The 18,187-nt window shown below is 63.3% G+C and carries 23 protein-coding genes and 1 tRNA gene; 14 read left to right on the top strand and 10 right to left on the bottom strand.

What is annotated here, in order from left to right:
• Positions 1–79 precede the first annotated feature (79 nt).
• Complete coding sequence (locus HS053_RS17780; RefSeq protein ID WP_174212589.1) at positions 80–487, bottom strand: hypothetical protein; 408 nt, start codon at positions 485–487, stop codon at positions 80–82.
• A 122-nt stretch (positions 488–609) separates the two neighbouring features.
• On the opposite strand from HS053_RS17780, the gene HS053_RS17775 reads away from it, so the two are divergent.
• Positions 610–1,707, top strand: a complete 1,098-nt coding sequence (locus HS053_RS17775; protein WP_174212588.1) for a hypothetical protein — start codon at positions 610–612, stop codon at positions 1,705–1,707.
• 37 nt (positions 1,708–1,744) lie between these two features.
• On the opposite strand, the gene HS053_RS17770 is transcribed toward HS053_RS17775, so the two are convergent.
• Together HS053_RS17770 and HS053_RS17765 are read right to left on the bottom strand one after the other, a co-directional pair.
• Positions 1,745–1,939, bottom strand: coding sequence for a hypothetical protein (locus HS053_RS17770; RefSeq protein WP_174212587.1), 195 nt, complete (start codon positions 1,937–1,939; stop codon positions 1,745–1,747).
• A gap of 162 nt (positions 1,940–2,101) precedes the next feature.
• The gene (locus HS053_RS17765) at positions 2,102–2,440 is read right to left on the bottom strand and encodes a DUF3489 domain-containing protein (RefSeq protein WP_174212586.1); all 339 of its coding nucleotides are present in this window, start codon (positions 2,438–2,440) and stop codon (positions 2,102–2,104) included.
• A gap of 174 nt (positions 2,441–2,614) precedes the next feature.
• Here HS053_RS17765 and HS053_RS17760 point away from each other — a divergent pair, with 174 nt between their 5' ends.
• The 6 genes from HS053_RS17760 to HS053_RS17735 all read left to right on the top strand — a co-directional run bounded on the left by HS053_RS17760 (position 2,615) and on the right by HS053_RS17735 (position 5,367).
• Entirely contained in the window at positions 2,615–2,914 is a 300-nt protein-coding gene (locus HS053_RS17760; RefSeq protein ID WP_174212585.1) for a hypothetical protein, read from the top strand.
• 2 nt (positions 2,915–2,916) lie between these two features.
• Positions 2,917–3,240, top strand: coding sequence for a hypothetical protein (locus HS053_RS17755; protein ID WP_174212584.1), 324 nt, complete (start codon positions 2,917–2,919; stop codon positions 3,238–3,240).
• Between the two features lie 194 nt (positions 3,241–3,434).
• Positions 3,435–4,181: a TIGR04255 family protein gene (locus HS053_RS17750; RefSeq protein ID WP_174212583.1), complete on the top strand. Its 747-nt coding sequence runs from the start codon at positions 3,435–3,437 to the stop codon at positions 4,179–4,181.
• Positions 4,174–4,731 (top strand): hypothetical protein, encoded by a 558-nt coding sequence (locus HS053_RS17745; RefSeq protein ID WP_174212582.1) that lies wholly within the window; start codon positions 4,174–4,176, stop codon positions 4,729–4,731. The genes HS053_RS17750 and HS053_RS17745 overlap by 8 nt, the downstream gene beginning before the upstream one ends.
• The gene (locus tag HS053_RS17740) at positions 4,728–5,225 is read left to right on the top strand and encodes a hypothetical protein (RefSeq protein ID WP_174212581.1); all 498 of its coding nucleotides are present in this window, start codon (positions 4,728–4,730) and stop codon (positions 5,223–5,225) included. The genes HS053_RS17745 and HS053_RS17740 overlap by 4 nt, the downstream gene beginning before the upstream one ends.
• Before the next feature lie 66 nt (positions 5,226–5,291).
• Positions 5,292–5,367 (top strand) — tRNA-Thr (locus HS053_RS17735).
• Between the two features lie 170 nt (positions 5,368–5,537).
• On the opposite strand, the gene HS053_RS17730 is transcribed toward HS053_RS17735, so the two are convergent.
• From HS053_RS17730 to HS053_RS17720, 3 genes are read right to left on the bottom strand one after another with little or no spacing between them, the layout of a single operon-like run.
• Positions 5,538–6,992 (bottom strand): heme biosynthesis protein HemY, encoded by a 1,455-nt coding sequence (locus HS053_RS17730; RefSeq protein WP_174212580.1) that lies wholly within the window; start codon positions 6,990–6,992, stop codon positions 5,538–5,540.
• Positions 6,993–7,002: 10 nt separating this feature from the next.
• Complete coding sequence (locus HS053_RS17725) at positions 7,003–8,109, bottom strand: COG4223 family protein (protein ID WP_174212579.1); 1,107 nt, start codon at positions 8,107–8,109, stop codon at positions 7,003–7,005.
• Positions 8,110–8,164: 55 nt separating this feature from the next.
• Positions 8,165–8,917: a uroporphyrinogen-III synthase gene (locus HS053_RS17720; protein WP_241699921.1), complete on the bottom strand. Its 753-nt coding sequence runs from the start codon at positions 8,915–8,917 to the stop codon at positions 8,165–8,167.
• 42 nt (positions 8,918–8,959) lie between these two features.
• Here HS053_RS17720 and tsaD point away from each other — a divergent pair, with 42 nt between their 5' ends.
• From tsaD to HS053_RS17700, 4 genes are read left to right on the top strand one after another with little or no spacing between them, the layout of a single operon-like run.
• The gene (gene tsaD / locus HS053_RS17715; protein WP_174212578.1) at positions 8,960–10,057 is read left to right on the top strand and encodes a tRNA (adenosine(37)-N6)-threonylcarbamoyltransferase complex transferase subunit TsaD; all 1,098 of its coding nucleotides are present in this window, start codon (positions 8,960–8,962) and stop codon (positions 10,055–10,057) included.
• On the top strand, positions 10,054–11,004 hold the full coding sequence (locus HS053_RS17710; protein ID WP_174212577.1) for an NAD(P)H-dependent glycerol-3-phosphate dehydrogenase: 951 nt from the start codon (positions 10,054–10,056) through the stop codon (positions 11,002–11,004). The genes tsaD and HS053_RS17710 overlap by 4 nt, the downstream gene beginning before the upstream one ends.
• A 3-nt stretch (positions 11,005–11,007) precedes the next feature.
• Positions 11,008–11,280: a YciI family protein gene (locus tag HS053_RS17705; protein WP_174212576.1), complete on the top strand. Its 273-nt coding sequence runs from the start codon at positions 11,008–11,010 to the stop codon at positions 11,278–11,280.
• Positions 11,277–11,696, top strand: a complete 420-nt coding sequence (locus HS053_RS17700; protein ID WP_174212660.1) for an EVE domain-containing protein — start codon at positions 11,277–11,279, stop codon at positions 11,694–11,696. Before HS053_RS17705 ends, HS053_RS17700 begins: the two co-directional genes overlap by 4 nt.
• Before the next feature lie 176 nt (positions 11,697–11,872).
• On the opposite strand, the gene HS053_RS17695 is transcribed toward HS053_RS17700, so the two are convergent.
• The 3 genes from HS053_RS17695 to ahcY form a co-directional block, all read right to left on the bottom strand.
• Positions 11,873–13,069, bottom strand: a complete 1,197-nt coding sequence (locus HS053_RS17695) for an MFS transporter (RefSeq protein ID WP_174212575.1) — start codon at positions 13,067–13,069, stop codon at positions 11,873–11,875.
• A 91-nt stretch (positions 13,070–13,160) separates the two neighbouring features.
• A complete protein-coding gene (locus HS053_RS17690; RefSeq protein ID WP_174212574.1) occupies positions 13,161–13,502 on the bottom strand; it encodes a DUF2853 family protein in 342 nt (113 codons plus the stop codon).
• 121 nt (positions 13,503–13,623) lie between these two features.
• Complete coding sequence (gene ahcY, locus HS053_RS17685; protein WP_174212573.1) at positions 13,624–15,018, bottom strand: adenosylhomocysteinase; 1,395 nt, start codon at positions 15,016–15,018, stop codon at positions 13,624–13,626.
• A gap of 91 nt (positions 15,019–15,109) precedes the next feature.
• Between ahcY and HS053_RS17680 the strand changes: the two genes are divergently transcribed.
• From HS053_RS17680 to HS053_RS22540, 3 genes are all read left to right on the top strand, one after another.
• The gene (locus tag HS053_RS17680) at positions 15,110–16,075 is read left to right on the top strand and encodes a glycosyltransferase family 8 protein (RefSeq protein ID WP_174212572.1); all 966 of its coding nucleotides are present in this window, start codon (positions 15,110–15,112) and stop codon (positions 16,073–16,075) included.
• Positions 16,072–16,665: an HD domain-containing protein gene (locus HS053_RS17675; protein WP_174212571.1), complete on the top strand. Its 594-nt coding sequence runs from the start codon at positions 16,072–16,074 to the stop codon at positions 16,663–16,665. The genes HS053_RS17680 and HS053_RS17675 overlap by 4 nt, the downstream gene beginning before the upstream one ends.
• Before the next feature lie 184 nt (positions 16,666–16,849).
• Entirely contained in the window at positions 16,850–17,725 is an 876-nt protein-coding gene (locus tag HS053_RS22540; protein WP_174212570.1) for a LysR family transcriptional regulator, read from the top strand.
• A gap of 3 nt (positions 17,726–17,728) precedes the next feature.
• Here HS053_RS22540 and HS053_RS17665 read toward each other — a convergent pair whose 3' ends face one another.
• Positions 17,729–18,046, bottom strand: a complete 318-nt coding sequence (locus HS053_RS17665) for an H-NS histone family protein (RefSeq protein WP_174212569.1) — start codon at positions 18,044–18,046, stop codon at positions 17,729–17,731.
• Between the last annotated feature and the right edge of the window lie 141 nt (positions 18,047–18,187).

Raw genomic sequence — 18,187 nt, 5'->3', positions numbered from 1 at the left:
AGCGCACCGCTGACAGCGCACAGGCCCAGCCATCCCGACGCTGCCGCCCGCTTTGCCCTGGCCGGGATGTTCAGGTGAGTCAATCTGAGTCTTTGGGTCTCTTCCCGCCGATACGGGACAGAACGCCGAAGATGAACGCGAACCCAAAGATGGTAGTCATAATCGGGTAGCCGAAACGCATGAACGGCAATGCGCGTTCGCCTCCATCGAAGATACTCATCTGGAACCAGACGTCATAGGTCACATATGCGCAGAGAGCCGATCCGACACCGAAACCCAAAGTGCCCCAGAAACTGGCCACTTGGGTCCGCATCTCGCGAACGTGGTTTGTCATCATCCAGATCAAGAACCATGGCACGCCGATACCGACGGGGATAGACAGCCACAGCGGCCAGTCCCAGAAAGCCTCAGTTGTGGCAATGTGGAAGCCATCGGCGACCGATGCCCACACGCCTCCGAACAATTCGCCAACGTCTCTGAGTGTCATTCGACCCATGATGCACAGGCGGAAACGCCAGTCAAATCAGGTCCGGGCCAAAACCACGACGACTACCGCTATGCGGGCAAAGCAGCTAGGCTCGAGTCAGCAGGTTTGAACGGGAGGCGCTATTGAACACCGACAAGTTGCGAGAATTGGTCGACCGCATCCACGAGGCAGAAAGCAAGATCGACACGCAGGGAAACCTGAGCAACCTCGTCAACGCCCTGAACAACCTGGTCAGCCAGCCGCAGAACGCGGATTACCAGACGACCCTGTCGCAGGCCCTCAAGAAGTTCGCATCGAGCATGCAGAGTTTCGAGCACGCCTTCTCCCCGCGCGACTACCTGCGCGTGATAGAGCTGTCCGAAGACGCCTTTTCCCCGACCATTCCGCACGAGATCGAGCAGGCGGTCCTAGAAAACGCGATGACCCCGAACGTCGTTTCGGAAATGGCTCAGAAAGTCCTGTCGAAGCGGAAGGAGGTTTTCAACCGGCTGAAAGAGCTGCGCGGCTCTCTGGAATACTTCGACTTCGGTTACGTCGAGCCCGAAGACGGCAAGGCGGAAGTCGGGTTTCAAATCCCGCGCGACTTGTTCGAGAACAACCTGCCGGGCTTCATCAAGGAATTGCGCGAGATTGAACGGATCACGAAGTTCTTCTCGGAAGCCGCCATTGGCCAGTATGACCCCGCCGAAGTTGGGAGCATATCGACCACCGATCCGCTGATCTTCCTCGCGATGGCCGAGCCTGTGGCGAAGTATATCGCTGGGGCTGTCGTCTGGGCCTTGGGCGTCTGGTACTCGGTCGAGAAGATCCGAAACCTTCGGGCGCAGACGGCCCAGTTGCAATCGTTCACGCCGAAGGAGGTCGAGGACTTCTTCGACTCGAAGATCAAGACCGAGATAGAGACAGCGGTCGCAAGAAAGGTAGAGGAAGTTCTGGCGGACGGGCAGGCTCCGGCAAGACGAAAGGGCGAGTTGACGACCCAGCTCACCTGGGCGCTCGAGTCCATTCTGGCGAAGGTAGAGCGCGGCATGACCATCGAGTTGCGCATCGCTCCGCCACCGATTGAGGATGAGGAACCCGACCCAGACGAGCCCGTCGATCCTGACCGTGGCGGTTTGCTCGCGATCCAGGAGAAGCTGGTCTTCCCGAAGCCGAGCGACAACCCGGTCCTGGCGATCCCGGAGTTGAAGGACGAGAAGCCGCCGCGCGCCCAGAAGTAGGTGAAAGGGCGGCCCCTCGCGGGACCGCCCGTCTGTTTCAGAACCACATGGTCGTCATGCCCAGGATCGCCAACCATCCGATCATCTCGACGATCAGCCGAACCAGCCAGATCGGGAAGGCGAGCCAGCCGAGGCGCTGGCGTATCGTTCGCCCCTTGGGCTGCGCCGCGACCTGATGCGCCTTGGGCCACCGGAGGATCACGCCATCGGCGGCATCATCCACGGGCATCATTCAGCACCCTCCACGGCTTCGGTCGGGCCGTCGGCTGCGCCACCGCTAGGAGGGCGAGGGCGCGCTTCCGGCCAAGCCGAGGGTTTGGAATGTCGCACCGCCATTCGCGCCTTAGCACCAGCGGGAAGGGTCGGGCGGGCGGCGCAGGCCGCCGCCCCATCATCACTTCGCCCCTTCGGGCAGCAGGTGCAGCCGCCCTTCGCGTCTTTCCACGCCCCAGCCGCTACCTTTCACATCGACATAGAGGCCGCTCTGGGCGACCGCACGGGACCAGCCGGTGACCGCCGCGATTTCTTCAACCGTGGTGCCAGCGGGCTTGCGCAGCATGTCGATGATGGCAGCGCGCTTCGTGCCGGGGCGCGGCTCTTTCTGGGCGTCTGCGGGCAAGAACAGGATCACATCGGCACCGGGCCTGCGGCTGGTCTTGGGCGCGGCCTTGGGGGCTTTCGCAGTCTTGCCCTTGGCGGGCTTGGTGGCGGTGATCTTCTTGGTGTCGGTCATGGTGTCACTCCGTTGATGCGTCAGTGCTTCTGACCTTCATTCATCTGGACGGAGTTCCTGGCGGCGATCAACCACAGCGTTAGGGTGCTCCTGTTGTTTGTTTGAGACACCGCCTCGCCACACTCCTGCCGCAGCCAAGTGCAATGTCATGGTGGACCAACAGGAGGGGCACCCATGACCGACAAGACCTTGACGGAACTAGACAAGGCGAGGATGGAAGAGATCGAGCTGCGAAAGAAGCGGGCGCGCCTGGAGAAGAAGCTGTTCCAAGCCGGAAGGCGGGTCGGCGTCGGCAGTCTCCTAGGGCCTGGCTCTGTGGTCACGGACGCCACGAAGGCGAAAGAGAAGAAGGTCGTCCTGGAAGCGCTCGCCCTGGGCATGGACGTTAACAGGCGAGTTCTAGCCTCCCACGGACTGCTGCCTGAGCCGAACCCTCAAGTGCCCGCGCGTTTCAAAGGCGAAGAGCCGTTCTGAGGATGCCCAAGTACTACCGGACCCGCAACTTCCATGACCGCCACAAGGGCAACGTGACCGAGGAAGACGGGCGCGTCTTCCTGTTCGGCTACCGGGAAGTCGGCCCCATAATGATCGAGGACCGCTTCCACTTCTATGAGAAGGAGCTGGGTCCAGAGGCGTGGGAACGCGTTCGCAAGCGGCACAGGCTGCCGAAGAAGATGCGGCACACCTGCCGGTCCTACGGGGTGCGCAAGGGCGAGGGTCGGCTATACGGTGGCCCGTGGGTCTCGCCCATGTTCGACGTCGGGGTCATCTTCGCCCAGAACCACTTCGGGAACCGCTGACAGGGGCTTGCCTGCCAGGTAACCGCAGCCCGCGACAAGCAGAATCATTGGCTCCTCGTTGCTGGCGTGTTACCGCGCGGTGGTCCAACGCCTCAGAAAGATGCCTGAGGTATTGACTCTGGGACGGTTTGGAGTCCTGCGCGCTTGTCCCCGATTCGCGCGCGGGTTACACTGTGATTCGACGTGGAGGGAAGATGGCGAAGCTACCTGAAATTCTGGAGCGCGAGCCTCTGGTTGACGCCCTCTTTGAGGTGCGCTTCCGCGATACTTCTCCGATTGCGGACATTCTGCCAGGCGTCCTCTTTCAAGAAAATGGTCCGAAGACAAAGATCACTCGTCTCCCGGTGGCAGAGCTTCCTCCAGACATGCGGGCAAGCGACCCAAGCCTTCGGTATGCGCCGGTTGTTCGCGTCGAACTCGAGAAGTATTTGGTATCGGTGGGGGACCGCAGCGTCCTGATCAACTGCAAACTGCCATATCCAAAGTGGAAGCAGTTCAAGGCAGCGATACTCGATATTGTGGCGAGGATCGCGAAGCTTGGCGTGGCCGGCAACGTCGAACGGTATTCGCTCAAGTACGTCAACTTGATCCAGGCGCCGACCATTGCGGAACAGGTGTCGAAGATCAATATGTCTATCTGTTTGGGCGACGTGAAGGTCAGCGACGACCACGCGAATGTTCAGGTGCACCACAAGGAGGATGGGATCATTCACATTCTTTCGGTGGTAGTCGGGGCGCAGGCCAACCTCGCCGACGGTCAGGTTATATTCGGAACCATCGTGGATATCGACTCAATCCGTGAGCTTGCGCCCGTTGACTTCGCATCATTTGAAAAGAGCCTGGAGCCCGGCCTTCAGCACCTCCGACAGGCAAACAAGCAGAAGTTCTTTGCCTGCCTGACAGCAGAAGCCATTCAGGAAATGGGGCCTATCTATGCTTGAAATCGTTGGCTTAGTAAGCTTGGCTAGCGCGGCACCTTCGCCGACCACAATGGCTGCCGCAGGTTTGACAGTCTTCCTAGCAGTAGGCGGTTCCGCTGTCCGCGGGATTTCTGCGCCCGAAAAGATAGCCCAAGCCCAGCCGAACAAAGATTCGGTTAAGAACGAACCGACCTACAGCTTCATCCATGCTCATCCACGAGAACTGCCGCAGGTATTCGCTGAGCCCTACCGCGAGATGCTCTCCCTCAAGACGTTCAACGATGGCTGGGATGGGGAAGGTAGCAAGCAGATTGCGAATGACAGCGTGAACGCCGCGCTGGCGTTTCTCGCTCTGTTGCCTTCGGACGTCGCTCCGCCGGAAGCATCTGCGGCCAATGACGGTACAGTCGATTGGTACTGGCGTAAGGGCAACAAAGCGGCAACCGTTACCTTCTACGCAGATAGGAAGGCTGCCTACTTCGCGCTGACTGATGCGGGCAGCGTGAAGGATGCTTTCAGGTTAGTCGACAAGATCCCGGCCCCGCTTATCGAGAGCCTGCGGCAGCTTTGACGGATGAAGCCCAACCTCATCTCTGCTGTAGCTGCGAGTCGGTCGCCCTGAGCGAACTTGGCTTGATCGGTCCGGAAGAAGTGGTTGCGCGCATCCTCTTCAACCCGCAGCACATCAAGGCTGACGGCACCGTCAAGTCAGGACTGTGGTCGCCAACAGACATTCGCAAAAAGGGCGTCTCGCTCGTCCGGCCCGCGCATCTGTCACCGGAAGCACTCAGGGCTCAAGCCGATGCCCTTGCCGCAAACTACCATAAGCCTCGCACGGCCGAGGGCGTGATAGAGTGTAAGGCCGAGAAGGTTCGGACTATTTTCGACGACCAGGGCGAGCGGCTCCTGTGTTTGTTCGATGATCCAGTCACGGCAACAGCAGCTTTGCCCGCCAACCCGGCTCACGCCTTGGCGATTGCCGCTCGGGAGGTCAGTGACGCGGACATCCCCCAAATCAAGACCATGCTTACCCTGGCATTCGGGCCACTGCGCCGATTTGCCTGACCGACCGCGAGACACTGATTCTGCCTTGCGCGCCAGTGCCCTGTCGTTTAAACGCACTGACGGTTGGCCGCTGTAGCTCAGCTGGTAGAGCAACGCATTCGTAATGCGTGGGTCGGGAGTTCAAGTCTCTTCAGCGGCACCATCATCCCACTGCGTCAGTCTTGCAACATCCTTGCAAATCAGCAGACGGCCTAGAGAAAACCAAACAAAATCAATTCGGTATGGGCTTCCCCACGTCATTCGTAATGATGGGGTCGGGGGTTCGAGTCCCTTCAGCGGCACCACGCTTCCACGGTCACCCCGGAAAATCCGCTAGCTCGCGTTGCGCGCCACCGCAGCTAGGTCAATTGTCACCGGCTCGGCGGTTTCGGCCGGTTGCGGCGGCGGTGCGGGCGGGTTGACCATCAGCGGCAAAAGCTCTGCCCCGGTGGCAGAGCGCCCCGAAACCTCGACCGGCTCACGCCAAGAAAGCGTGTCGAACCCGCCGCAGTTGCTGCAGACCGGCTGCCATTCGGAGTGGATCGCCTGACATTTGTCGCAGCACCATTGCGGCCCGCGCGGCGCGGTCAGCGCCTTGGCCAGCCAGCCGCGCACCACCGCCTCTTCCGAGCCTTCGCCCCGCTCAATCGCGGCCATCACCGCAAGGGCACGCTGCGTCGGATGCCGCGCGACCAGATCGCCCAGCGCGCGGCGGGCCTGCGGAAAATCCTCGGCCGCGATGTTCAGTTCGGCCAGCAGAAGCCGGGTTTCGTCATGGTCAGGGTGCAACGCGGTCAGGATGCGAAAGCGTTTCAGCCGTTCAGCCGGGGTTTCCTCCGGCTCAATCTCGGCAAAGGCAGCGGCAAGATCGGGGTGCGGCTGCGCCTCCCATGCCTTGCGGATCACCCGGGTTGCCGCCTTGTGATCGCCCTTCAGCGCCAGCGAGCGGGCAGCCATCGCGGCGGCGGGGATCAGGTCGGGCGATTTGCGGTTCGCCTCGATCGCCGCTTCGCGCGCTTCGATGGTGCTGTCTTCGGCCATCACTCCGCGCGCCTCTTGCAGCGCCAGAACGGCATCGCGGCGGCGGAACACATCCTTGGGCAGAGCGCCCGATTTCATCTTGGCGCCCAAAGTGGCGCGGGCGCCCTTCCAGTCGGATTTCTCGGATTGCAACTGTAACAGCAGATCCTGCGTCGCCGCGTGACGGGGTTTCAACGCAAACGCCTTTTCCGCCAAAGCCAGCGCGGTTTCCGTATCCCCTTCGGCCAGTTTCTGCTTCATCAGGCCCTGAATGCCGACAAAGCGCGTGTCGTCATTCGCCAGAAGCGCCTTGTAGGCCGCCGTTGCCCGCGCGCCATCGCCCGCCACTTCGGCCGCCTGCGCCACCAGAAGATTGGTCAGTTCGGGCCGGCCCAGATACCGTTCGGCCCGCTGCGCCCGCATCAGGGCCAGCCGCCCCTCACCCGAGGCCAGCGCCAGAAACGCTTCGGACATCGCCTGATAGCCCTTACGTTCGCGGTTGCGGTCGAAATAACGCGAGATGGCGGTTTCATCGCCGTTGAGAAAACGCAAGGTCGCCACCAGAAAGCCGACCAGCTTCATCAAAAGCCAGACCAGTGCCACCAGCACCAGCGCGCCGATCACCGCCGTCAGCGGCGACAGGGTAAACTCCCACCCGGCAAGTTGCAGGCGGATGCCGTCGCGCAGGTCCAGAAGAACCCCTGCGCCAAGGGTCAGCGCCGCGACCAGCACGACAAAGACCACGATCTTGAGCAGCGACCAGATCATTTCCGCCCCCTCAACCCGCAATCCGCGCGGCAAGCTCGGCCAGCGCCGCCTGTGCGGCCTGACGCGCCGCAGCCCGCGCGCGCCAATCGGTCAGCGCTGCCTTGCCTGCTTCGGGCAGGGCATCCAGCTCGGCCAGCGCCGCCGCCAGATCACCCTTTCCCAGCGCCGCCTCGGCCCGCGACAGCACTGCGTCCGGGTCGCTGCCCTCGCGCGCCGTCAGCGAACGCGCGCCAGTCTGGCTTTTCAGGAAACTGCCGATCCGCTCGGCCCAGGTGGCGCCCATATCGGCCCGCAGCGAAGCCTCAAGCGCCTGCCGCGCCGCCTCGGGGAAGCTGTCGCGCAACATCTGAAGCGTGGGCACGCCGGCGGCGGCCTGACTGGACAGCGCCTCGGGCACCTCGCCCAGATCGGGCAGCACGCTGGCAAAGGGGGCGCCGCTTTCCATGGCCGCCATCACCAGCCCCAGCGCGGTTTGCGCCCGCGTCGCTATGGCCAGCGCCTGGGTTTCGGCCTTCAGCGCCTCTGCCTCTGCGGTGGCCTCTTTCAGCCGTGCCTCGGCCTGTTGGGCCAGCCCGGACAGGCCGGTGTCGGCGCCGGATTTCAGCGCCGCCACCTCATCCTGCAGCGCCTTCAGGGCCTGCGCCTGTGCGGCCATCGCGGCGGGCGATGCTGCGGCCCCGTCAGTCGGGATGGCTTCGATCGCCGAAAGACGCTCTTCCAGCGCGGCAATCCGTCCGGTCAGCGGGCCAAGATCGGTCGTTGCGACCGGAGCCGCCTCAAGCGCCGCGACACGCTCGGCCAGACCGGCATCCGGCGCCGGTTGCGCGGAAAGCCGGGCAAGTTCGGCCTTGAGGTTGGTAATCTCTGCCGCTTGGGCGGCGATGGCAGGATCGGGCGCTGCGGTCTGGGTCTGCGGCCAAAGCTGCGGCACATATTGCGCCAGCCCGAAACCCAGACCCGCCGCGATTACCCCACCCAGAACCGGCCCGGCAAAGCCGCCGCGCCGTTTGGCCGGAGTGGGCGGAGGCGGCGGCACGGCCGCTTCCGGTTCGGCCAGAATCACCGGCTTGACCGGGGCTTCGTCCTCATCCGGCTTGACTGTATCCGTTTCGGCCATAGCCCGCCCTCCGCGATTTCCGTGCTGCCAAGCTAATGCCTGACCCCCTGCCGCTTCAAGGATGGTCGGGGGTGAAGCCGCAGGCTGAGGCAATAAGCCTCTGGACAGCCACCAACATTGCCGCGGCATCGGGCCGTTCGGCGATTTCCAGCCCATCGGGGGCCAGACCGGCCAGTTCCGCTGCAACAGCCGGGCTCAGGGCGGCAAGCCAGAGCGGATTGCGCAAAGGCCCCGCCTCCTGCAGAAACAACCGGGCCGAGCGGGGGGAGAACAAAGGCACGATCAACGGCTGATCCCCGGCGAGCAGCGCCCGCGCTTGCGCCGTCAAAGGTTGGGGTCGCTGGGCGTAGATCACCACTTCTTCTGTCACTATTCCGCCCTTTGTCAGGATTTCAGCCAGATTTCCCCGGCTTTCTTCGCCCCGCAGATGCAGCAGCGGGCCAGCCTCACCCGCGTTGCGGATCAACGCCAGCAGAGCCTTGGCATCGCCCTGCGCCGAAGCAGGCTGAAACCCCGCCTTGCGCGCCGCTTCGGCGGTTCGGTCGCCCACGCAATAGGCCCGCAAGGGCAGGCCAGAAAGACCGGCTGCGATAGAAACCGCGGTTTCCGAGGTCAGGATTATGGCACTAAACGGCCCATTGGGCAGCGTTGTCGGCAGAGCCTCAACCGCCATCAGGGGGGAAATCACCACCGGCAGATCGCAGATATCGGCCAGCGCCCGGGCAAAGCGCCGGCTTTGCGGCAGGGGCCGCGTCAGAAGGATCGTCGGCCTTTGGCCGCTGGCACGGGATTGTCTGACCATGGTCATGGTGTTACCTGCGACAAGCCCCTCTCGCAACACGCAGGCAGCATGACCGCGCCCCTGATCTTTCTTGGCATCGAATCAAGCTGCGACGATACCGCCGCCGCCGTGCTGCGCCATGTGCCGGGACAGGCGCCCGAAATCCTGTCTTCGGTGGTCGAAGGGCAGACGGCACTGCATGCAGCCTTTGGCGGCGTGGTGCCCGAAATCGCCGCCCGCGCCCATGCCGAACGGCTGGACCATTGCGTTGAACGGGCGCTGGCGGATGCCGGGCTTGATCTGGCCGCGCTGGACGGGATTGCCGTGACGGCGGGGCCGGGGCTGATCGGTGGCGTGTTGTCTGGCGTGATGCTGGCCAAGGGGTTGGCGACGGCCACCGGCCTGCCTCTGGTGGGGGTGAACCATCTGGCGGGTCATGCGCTGACCCCGCGGCTGACCGATGGGCTGGCCTTTCCCTATCTGATGCTGCTGGTTTCCGGTGGGCATTGCCAATTCCTGATCGCCAAGGGGCCAGAGTCGTTCACCCGCCTTGGCGGCACGATCGACGATGCCCCCGGCGAAGCTTTCGACAAGACGGCCAAGCTTCTGGGTCTGGCCCAACCCGGCGGCCCGGCGGTTGAGGCCGAGGCGGCCCTTGGCGATGCCCGCCGCTTTGCCTTTCCCCGGCCGCTGCTGGACCGGCCCGGGTGTGATCTGTCCTTCTCGGGGCTGAAGACCGCGCTTCTGCGGGCCCGCGATGCGCTGGTCGCGGAAAAGGGCGGGCTGACCGTGCAGGATCGCCGCGACCTTTGCGCGGGATTTCAGGCTGCGGTGGCCGATGTTCTGGCCGAAAAAACCCGCCGCGCCCTGCAGATGTATCATGACCTTGCGCCCAGCCATCCCGCCCTTGCCGTGGCGGGCGGCGTGGCCGCAAACAAGGCTCTGCGCGCGCGGTTAGAGACGATTTCTGCCGAGGCCGGGGTGCAGTTCCTTGCCCCGCCGCTGCGGCTTTGCACCGACAATGCCGCGATGATCGCCTGGGCCGGGATCGAGCGGTTCCGGCTGGGCCTGCACGACGGGATGGACCTGTCGGCACGCCCGCGCTGGCCGCTGGACCAAACCGCCCCGGCGCTGATCGGTTCGGGCAAGAAGGGGGCAAAGGCATGATCGGGGTCATTGGTGCGGGCGCTTTCGGAACCGCGCTTGCGGTTGCTCTTGGCCGCGAGGGGCGGGAGGTGGTGCTGTGGGCGCGCGACGCCGCACAGGCAGAGGCCATGCAGCGCGGACGCAGCAACATGGCACGACTTCCGGGTATCGCCCTGCCCGAAACGGTCACTGTTACGGCGGATCGGGCCGCTTTGTCTGGCGCCCATGCCGTGCTTTTGTCGCTGCCGATGCAGGCGCTGGGTGGGTTTCTGGATGCCTTTGGGACAGAGTTGCGCAGCCGGTGGCTGGTGGCCTGCTGCAAGGGCGTGGACCTGCGGACACTGAAAGGCCCCGCCGAACTGCTGCGCCGGGCGCGGCCCGATCTGGAGGCGGCCGTTCTGACCGGACCAAGCTTTGCCGCCGATATCGCCCGCGGCCTGCCCACGGCCCTGACGCTGGCGGGCGGCGATGAGGCCCTGCAACGCCTGCTTTCGACGCCCAGCCTGCGTCTTTACCGATCCGACGATGTGACGGGGGCAGAGCTTGGCGGGGCGCTCAAGAATGTCGTGGCGATTGCCGCCGGTGTGGTGATTGGCGCCGGATTGGGCGATTCCGCCCGGGCCGCGCTGATGACCCGTGGCTATGCCGAAATGCTGCGGCTGGCGCTGGCGCTGGGGGCGCGGGCCGAAACGCTGGCGGGGCTTTCGGGTTTCGGTGACCTTGTGCTGACCTGCACCTCGGCGCAGTCGCGCAACTTTCGCTATGGGCAGGCGCTTGGATCAGGTCAGGGTTTTGACCCTGCGGTGACGGTCGAGGGTGCCGCGACGGCCAAAGCCGTCAGCAACATGGCGCGAAAGCTGAACATCGACATGCCGATCACCGCGATGGTCGCGGCATTGATCGACCGGGAAATTTCTCTGCCGCAGGCCATTCAGGCCCTGCTGTCGCGCCCCCTCAAACAGGAGTAAGCCATGCGCGTTGCCTTGATCTGCCGGGACAAGCCCGGCCACCTGCAAACCCGTCTCGACAATCGCGCGGCGCATCTGGAGCATATCCGCGTCTCGGGCGTGGTCGAGATGGCGGGGCCGTTCCTGAGCCCCGAAGGGCAGATGACCGGCAGCCTTGTGGTGCTGGAAGTTGAAACGCTGGCGCAGGCCGAGGACTGGGCTGCGAATGACCCCTATGCCAAGGCCGGGCTGTTCGAAAGCATCAGCATCAGCGAATGGAAGAAGGTGATCGGATGAATTACTGGCTCTTCAAATCCGAGCCGGACACCTGGAGCTGGGATCAGCAGGTTGCCAAGGGCGCGGCGGGCGAGGAATGGCATGGTGTGCGCAACTATCAGGCGCGCAACAACATGCGGGCGATGAAGGTCGGCGATCTGGGGTTCTTTTACCACTCGAACATCGGCAAGGAAGTGGTGGGGATTGTTGAGGTCAGCGCCGAAAGCGCGCCCGACAGCACCACAGACGATCCGCGCTGGGACTGCGTGCATATCCGCGCGGTCCGGCCATTTGCCCGCCCGGTGACGCTGGACACCTGCAAGGTTGAGCCGGGGTTGGAACAGATGGTTCTGGTCAACAACAGCCGCCTTTCTGTGCAGCCGGTGACGCCCGAGGAATGGCAGATCATCTGCCGATTGGGCGGCGTTGCACCCTGATCCGGGAAACGGAGGGCCCGCACCCCTACGGGCCCCCCATCCACCCCACGCGCTCCCCTGGCACCACGCGTGTTCTGAAATAAGGGCCCGGACATGCTGTCCTGACGTGAACCTAGCCCCGAATCGGGCTTGGGTTCAATCAAGGCTTCTTTGGCATTTGAGGCAAATGCCCCCGGTCAGCCCCGCGGCTCGGGCAGGAAGAACGCGGCAAGCCCCAGCAGTGGCAGGAAGGCGCAAATCTGATAGACCGTAACGATGCCCCAAGCGTCGGCCATAATGCCCAAGCCCGCCGCGCCAAAGGCCGCAATGCCAAAGGCCAGACCGAAAAGCAGACCCGCCACCATGCCGGTATGCTGCGGCATCAGATCCTGCGCATATACCACCATCGCCGGAAAGGCCGAGGCGAGGATCAGCCCGGCCAGCGCCGCAACCGCGACATTGGGGATCAGCGGCAGCCAAGGCAGCGCGACGGTCAGCGGCAGGATGCCGAGGATTGACCACAGGATCACCTTGCGCCGTCCGATCCGGTCGCCAATCGGGCCGCCAATGATGGTGCCCGCCGCCACCGCCGCAAGGAAAATGAACAGGCAGTTCAGCGCCTGCTGGTCGGTTAACTGGAACCGCTCGATCAGATAGAAGGCGTAATAGCTTGAAAAGCTGACCGAATAGAGGAATTTCGAGAAGATCAGCAAGATCAGCATGAACATGCCAAAGCGCACGACTGCGCGGGGCAGCGCGGTGGCAGCGCGGGCACGCGATTTGCGGGCAAGGGCGCGGGCGGCACCCGTAGTCACATACCAACGGCCGACCATGGCCAACAGCACCATGCCAATCATGGCAACCCCGGCGAACCATTCGATGGAGATCTGGCCCCGCTCCAGCACGATCCAGGCCGCGGCGAGCGGGCCAAGCGCCGATCCGGCATTGCCGCCCACCTGAAACACCGATTGCGCAAAGCCGGGCCGCATCCCCGCCGCAAGCCGCGCAATCCGCGACGCCTCGGGGTGGAAGATCGACGAGCCGAGGCCGATCAGTGAGACCGACAGAAGCACCATCGCCAAGGTGGCAGCATGGGCCAGCAACACAAGCCCGACCCCGGTCGAGGCCATGCCGGCGGCCAGCGCATAGGGCATGGGGCGTTTATCGGTGTAAAGCCCGACCAGCGGTTGCAGGATCGAGGCGGTGCCCTGAAAGACGAAGGTGATCAGGCCGATCTGCGTGAAGTTCAGCCCAAGGTTCGACTTGAGCAAGGGATAGGACGCCGGGATCAGCGACTGCATCAGGTCATTCAGAAGATGGCCCAGTGAAACGGCCAGAATGACGGGAACCACCGTCGATTCGACGGAGTGGGCGGGCTGGGACTGGACAGTCATTGAAACCTCGGGCCTGTGCGCCGGGGCACCATTGCCCGGCTATCGGGAAATGGCAATGTCTGTCGCAGGGCCTTGCCCGCCCGAAAAGGCGTTACTTGTAGACGGCTTCCTTGCCGAAATGCTTGACCAGAAGATAGTAGAACACCGCGCGATACTTGTTACGCTCGGACCGGCCATAGGTCTCGATCGCGGCATTGATCCCCTCGGCCAGGGCGGGGCCATCAGACAGACCCAGCTTCTTGATCAGGAAATTCGCCTTCACCCGCTCGATCTCGGCGGCATCGCTGGCGGCAACGGTCTGCGCGTCATTGTCATAAATGGCAGGGCCGCAGCCGATGGTCACCTTGGTCAACAGCGCCAGATCAGGGGTGATCCCGCATTTGGTTTTCAGGTCTTCGGCATAGCCGGCGATCAGTTCGTCTCTCTTGCCCATTGCTTTCCCCAAAATTCTGTCGCGCATTCATCAGCGTCGGGCAAGACTAGGGGAAGTGGGCAAACAGACAAAGGGAAATATCGGCGCGGCTTCCCCCTTGGGCAAAGCCGCGCCGCGCGGATCAATAGCGGTAATGGTCGCTCTTGAACGGGCCTTCGACCTTGACGCCAATGTAGTCGGCCTGCTCCTTGCGCAGCTCGGTCAGTTTCACGCCGATCTTCTTCAGATGCAGGCGGGCAACCTTTTCATCCAGCGCCTTGGGCAGGATATAGACGCCGGGGGCGTATTCGGCACCCTTGGTCCAAAGCTCGATCTGCGCCAGCGTCTGGTTGGTGAAGCTGGCCGACATCACAAAGCTGGGGTGGCCCGTGGCATTGCCAAGGTTCAGCAAACGCCCTTCGGACAACAGGATGATCCGGTGCCCATTGGGCATCTCGATCATATCCACCTGATCCTTGATGTTGGTCCATTTGTGGTTGCGCAGGGCGGCGACCTGAATTTCGTTGTCGAAATGGCCAATGTTGCCGACGATGGCCATGTCCTTCATCTCGCGGATATGCTCGATGCGGATCACGTCCTTGTTGCCGGTGGTGGTGATGAAGATGTCGGCGCTGTCCACCACATCCTCAAGCACGACAACCTCGAACCCGTCCATCGCGGCTTGCAGCGCGCAGATCGGGTCAACCTCGGTCACCTTCACCCGCGCACCAGCACCTTGCAGCGAGGCGGCCGAGCCTTTGCCAACGTCGCCATAACCGCAGACCACGGCCACCTTGCCGGCCATCATCGTATCGGTGGCGCGGCGGATGCCATCGACCAGCGATTCCTTGCAGCCATACTTGTTGTCGAACTTCGATTTGGTGACCGAGTCATTGACGTTAATCGCCGGGAAGGGAAGCTGGCCCTTCTTGTGCAGCTCATACAGACGATGCACGCCGGTGGTGGTTTCTTCCGACACGCCCTTGATTGCTGCGCGCTGTTGAGTGAACCAACCGGGCGACGCTGCCAGACGCTTTTTGATCTGGTTGAAGAGGCAAACCTCTTCATCGCTGGTCGGCACTGCGATCAGGTCCGTCTCGCCAGCTTCGACGCGGGCACCCAGAAGGATATACAGCGTGGCATCGCCGCCATCATCCAGGATCATGTTGCAGGTGCCTTCGGCGAACTGGAAAATCTTGTCGGTATATTCCCAGTATTCTTCCAGCGTCTCGCCCTTGATGGCGAAAACCGGGGTGCCGCTGGCGGCAATCGCCGCCGCGGCGTGGTCTTGCGTCGAGAAGATGTTGCACGAGGCCCAGCGCACATCGGCGCCCAGCGCCTTGAGCGTTTCGATCAGAACGCCGGTCTGGATCGTCATATGCAGGCTGCCCGCGATCCGCGCGCCCTTCAGCGGCTGCGACGGGCCGAATTCTTCGCGGCAGGCCATCAGGCCCGGCATTTCGGTTTCGGCGATGGTCAGTTCCTTGCGGCCATATTCGGCCAGTGCGATGTCCTTGACGATGTAATCCGCAGCCATGCGGGCGCTCCTTGATCCTGAGTTCAGGCGCAGATAGCATTCTTGGACCTTGCGGACAATGTCTGCGCCCCGACCCATCCTGCAGGTAGCAATGTTCGACTTTTCAGCGCCGGGCGAAACGGATTGCGCGCTGGTGTTGTGCTGCGACGCTGCCTATCTGCCCTATTCGCTGCATCTGGCGCATCAGGTCGTTCTGGCCCATCCGGGGCGGGATTTCGACATTCACATTGCTTCGGCGCAACCGCTTGCGCTGCCCGGCTGGGCCGAGCGGGCCGGGATTGGCAATCTTGTCGTCACAGAAGACGCCGCGCTGTCCGCGCTGCCCACCCACCGCCTGCCCAGCGCGACCTATCTGCGGCTGGCGCTGCCAGACGTGTTGGCCGGACGCTATCGGCGGCTGCTTTATCTGGACAGCGACTTCTTTCTGGAAAACGGCGGTCTGGACCGGCTGCTGCGGCTGGACCTTGGTCCGCATGTACTGGCCGCGGTGCAGGATGTGGACCCGCTCTTGCAACCCGGCTTTCATGCCAGTGAGTTTCGCGCGCAGGGCCTTGGCGCCTTGCCCTATTTCAACGCGGGCCTGCTGCTGATCGACATTCCCGGCTGGCGGCACGAGGCCGTTCTGGCGCGCGGGCTGGATCTGGTGGCCCGGGTGCCCGCGGTGATGCGGCTGCATGACCAATCGCTGCTGAACGGCGTTCTGAGGGGGCAGTTCGCCGAGCTTTCTCCGGTCTGGAACTGGATGTGCAATCAGCGTTTTCCGCTGTTGACCCGCAGCTATCCGCCCCGGCTGCGCCATTTCATCGGCGGGACCAAGCCATGGTCCGATCCGACAGGCCGCCACGACGCCCGGTTCGTCGCCGCCTATGCCGCGTTCTTTCAACGCACCGGGATCGAAGCGCCGCTGACGGTGCCGCCCGCCGGGCTGCGCCTGATGCCGGTTGACATGATGGCGCGGCACATGCTGGACCAACACCGGATGCGCAAGCGGCTGATGGCGCAACTGGGCCGGTTCCGCGACGAATGGGAGGTGAAGCTGGTGGCAGGTGCAGCATGACGGCGCGGGCATGGCAAAGGATGCTGTCGGGGCGGCGGCTTGACCTGCTGGACCCGACCCCGGTGGATATCGAGGTCGAGGATATCGCGCATGGTCTGGCCTTCGTGGCGCGCTGGAACGGCCAGACCCGGGGCGACTGGCCCTATTCGGTGGCCGAACATTCCTTGCTGGTGGAAGAGATTTTCTGCCGCACCAATCCCAAGGGTGATGCCCGCTGGAAGCTCGCCGCACTGCTGCATGACGCCCCGGAATATGTGATCGGTGACATGATCAGTCCGGTCAAGGCGGCGGTCGGCCCGGGTTATGGCGAGATGGATGCGCGGATTGCGGCAGCGGTTCATATCCGCTTTGGCCTGCCTGCCGTGCTGCCCGCGCCGATCAAGAAGGCGATCAAGGCGGCGGACAAGGTTTCGGCCTGGCTTGAGGCGGTGCAGATCGCGGGATTTTCCGAGGCCGAGGCGAACAAGCTGTTCGGGCGACCGGGCGATGTGCTGATGAAAGGGCTGGAGATCAAACTGAGACCGCCCGCAGTGGTGCGGGCGGACTATGTGTCAAGACATGCGGCGTTGCTGGCCGAACTCACGCTTTAGCGGCCTTGTCGGCGCGGCGGGCGCGGGGCTGCGGGTTATAGCCGCCAACGGCGATCAGCAGGGCATCTGCAATCAGATTTATCATGGTTGTCTCCTAAGACTTGCGTTTCGTGGCTTGCAAATAACGCTTTCACACCTGTAAGCCGAGTCAGAGATTTTTCCTGACTGTTAGGCAGGCTATCATATGGCTGTCGATTGGATGGGCTTCCCCTCGCTGACCGCGCTGCGCGCGTTTGAAGCTGCCGCGCGGTTGCAGGGCTTTTCACAGGCGGCGCGGGCGCTGAATGTCACCCACGCTGCGGTAGCCCAGCAGGTCCGCAGTCTGGAAGAGCGTCTGGGGCTGGAGCTGATCTACCGCGAGGGGCGGGGGTTGAAGCTTACCGCCAAGGGGGTGCGTCTGGCGCAGGCACTGGCCGACGGGTTCCAGACCATCGAACAGGCGCTGTCCGAGCTGCGGTCGGGCGATGAGGGCAGCCCGCTGCGCATCACCATGACGCCCGCCTTTGCGACGCAATGGCTGATGCCGCGTCTGGGAGAGTTCTGGGCGAAGCACCCCGATGTGCCGCTGCTGTTGCATCCTGAACAGCGCACGATGGACCTGCGCCGCGACGGGCTTGATCTGGGCATCCGCTTTGGCTCGGGCAAATGGCCGGGAGTCGAAGCCGAACTTCTGACCACGGCGCGCTATGTGATCGTGGGGGCGCCCGATCTGGTGCAAGGCCGCAAGGATCTGACGGCAGCGGAAATGTCGGCCATGCCTTGGGTCATCGAGCAGGACTGGCCCGAGGCGCTGGAATGGCTGAAAGGCAACGGGCTGCGGCCCGACGCGCTGCAAATCACCCTGATGCCGAATGAAGAGCTGGCCCTTGCCGCTGCGCGCGAAGGATTGGGCCTGCATGTCGAGGCGGCAACCCTAGTCGAGCAGGACGTGGAAGAGGGCTATCTGGTGGTGCTGGCCAGCATTCAGGATGAAAGCCTGGCCTATTACATGGTCCGCAAACCCGGGCCGGTGCGGCCCGAGTTGCGCATTTTCATGAAATGGCTGAAATCGGCGATCTGACGGTCAGATCAGCAGATCATCCGGGGTCTTGCCCGAAGCCAGCGCCTCGGCAAACCAGCGCGGCTTGCGGCCGCGGCCCGACCAGGTATCGGCGGAATTGGCCGGGTTGGCATATTTCGCCCCGGCGGCGGTGCGTTTGCGCGGTGCGGGCGCAACGCCGGTCAATTCGGCCAGCGAAAAGCCGAGTTCGCGGGCCTTGTTTTCCAACTCTGCCAGAGCATCTTTCTTTTTGCGATCGACAAAGCTCGCAATGGCGCGCGCAACCTGCGCTTGAAGATCTTTAAGCTCTTTAAGCGACAGGTGGTCAAGTTCAATTGCCATTCGGCCTCTCCATCTGCTTGGATGGCTTTGCATAGCGCGCATTCAGGCATTGATCAATGCGCGCGGCTCTGTTGCACAAATCGGTTGATCGTGGGACCTCCCCTTTCCGTGGACAGACCTACCCCGCGACCTCTGTGATAG

It is taken from the genome of Tabrizicola fusiformis (genome assembly GCF_013328815.1).
GTDB lineage: Bacteria > Pseudomonadota > Alphaproteobacteria > Rhodobacterales > Rhodobacteraceae > Fuscibacter.
Note: the sequence above shows the minus strand (reverse complement) of the source record. Positions and strands in the feature narration are given on the sequence as shown.

Bases quoted from the DNA above. Each gene is read 5' to 3' on its own strand.
- ahcY (WP_174212573.1), bottom strand. From the start codon at position 15,018: ATGGCTGCGGATTACATCGTCAAGGACATCGCACTGGCCGAATATGGC.
- HS053_RS17760 (WP_174212585.1), top strand. From the start codon at position 2,615: ATGACCGACAAGACCTTGACGGAACTAGACAAGGCGAGGATGGAAGAG.
- HS053_RS17770 (WP_174212587.1), bottom strand. From the start codon at position 1,939: ATGATGCCCGTGGATGATGCCGCCGATGGCGTGATCCTCCGGTGGCCC.
- HS053_RS17730 (WP_174212580.1), bottom strand. From the start codon at position 6,992: ATGATCTGGTCGCTGCTCAAGATCGTGGTCTTTGTCGTGCTGGTCGCG.
- HS053_RS17725 (WP_174212579.1), bottom strand. From the start codon at position 8,109: ATGGCCGAAACGGATACAGTCAAGCCGGATGAGGACGAAGCCCCGGTC.
- HS053_RS17695 (WP_174212575.1), bottom strand. From the start codon at position 13,069: ATGACTGTCCAGTCCCAGCCCGCCCACTCCGTCGAATCGACGGTGGTT.
- HS053_RS17705 (WP_174212576.1), top strand. From the start codon at position 11,008: ATGCGCGTTGCCTTGATCTGCCGGGACAAGCCCGGCCACCTGCAAACC.
- HS053_RS17765 (WP_174212586.1), bottom strand. From the start codon at position 2,440: ATGACCGACACCAAGAAGATCACCGCCACCAAGCCCGCCAAGGGCAAG.
- tsaD (WP_174212578.1), top strand. From the start codon at position 8,960: ATGACCGCGCCCCTGATCTTTCTTGGCATCGAATCAAGCTGCGACGAT.
- HS053_RS17680 (WP_174212572.1), top strand. From the start codon at position 15,110: ATGTTCGACTTTTCAGCGCCGGGCGAAACGGATTGCGCGCTGGTGTTG.
- HS053_RS17780 (WP_174212589.1), bottom strand. From the start codon at position 487: ATGACACTCAGAGACGTTGGCGAATTGTTCGGAGGCGTGTGGGCATCG.
- HS053_RS17665 (WP_174212569.1), bottom strand. From the start codon at position 18,046: ATGGCAATTGAACTTGACCACCTGTCGCTTAAAGAGCTTAAAGATCTT.
- HS053_RS17755 (WP_174212584.1), top strand. From the start codon at position 2,917: ATGCCCAAGTACTACCGGACCCGCAACTTCCATGACCGCCACAAGGGC.
- HS053_RS17750 (WP_174212583.1), top strand. From the start codon at position 3,435: ATGGCGAAGCTACCTGAAATTCTGGAGCGCGAGCCTCTGGTTGACGCC.
- HS053_RS17690 (WP_174212574.1), bottom strand. From the start codon at position 13,502: ATGGGCAAGAGAGACGAACTGATCGCCGGCTATGCCGAAGACCTGAAA.
- HS053_RS17675 (WP_174212571.1), top strand. From the start codon at position 16,072: ATGACGGCGCGGGCATGGCAAAGGATGCTGTCGGGGCGGCGGCTTGAC.
- HS053_RS17700 (WP_174212660.1), top strand. From the start codon at position 11,277: ATGAATTACTGGCTCTTCAAATCCGAGCCGGACACCTGGAGCTGGGAT.
- HS053_RS22540 (WP_174212570.1), top strand. From the start codon at position 16,850: ATGGCTGTCGATTGGATGGGCTTCCCCTCGCTGACCGCGCTGCGCGCG.
- HS053_RS17710 (WP_174212577.1), top strand. From the start codon at position 10,054: ATGATCGGGGTCATTGGTGCGGGCGCTTTCGGAACCGCGCTTGCGGTT.
- HS053_RS17720 (WP_241699921.1), bottom strand. From the start codon at position 8,917: ATGACCATGGTCAGACAATCCCGTGCCAGCGGCCAAAGGCCGACGATC.
- HS053_RS17745 (WP_174212582.1), top strand. From the start codon at position 4,174: ATGCTTGAAATCGTTGGCTTAGTAAGCTTGGCTAGCGCGGCACCTTCG.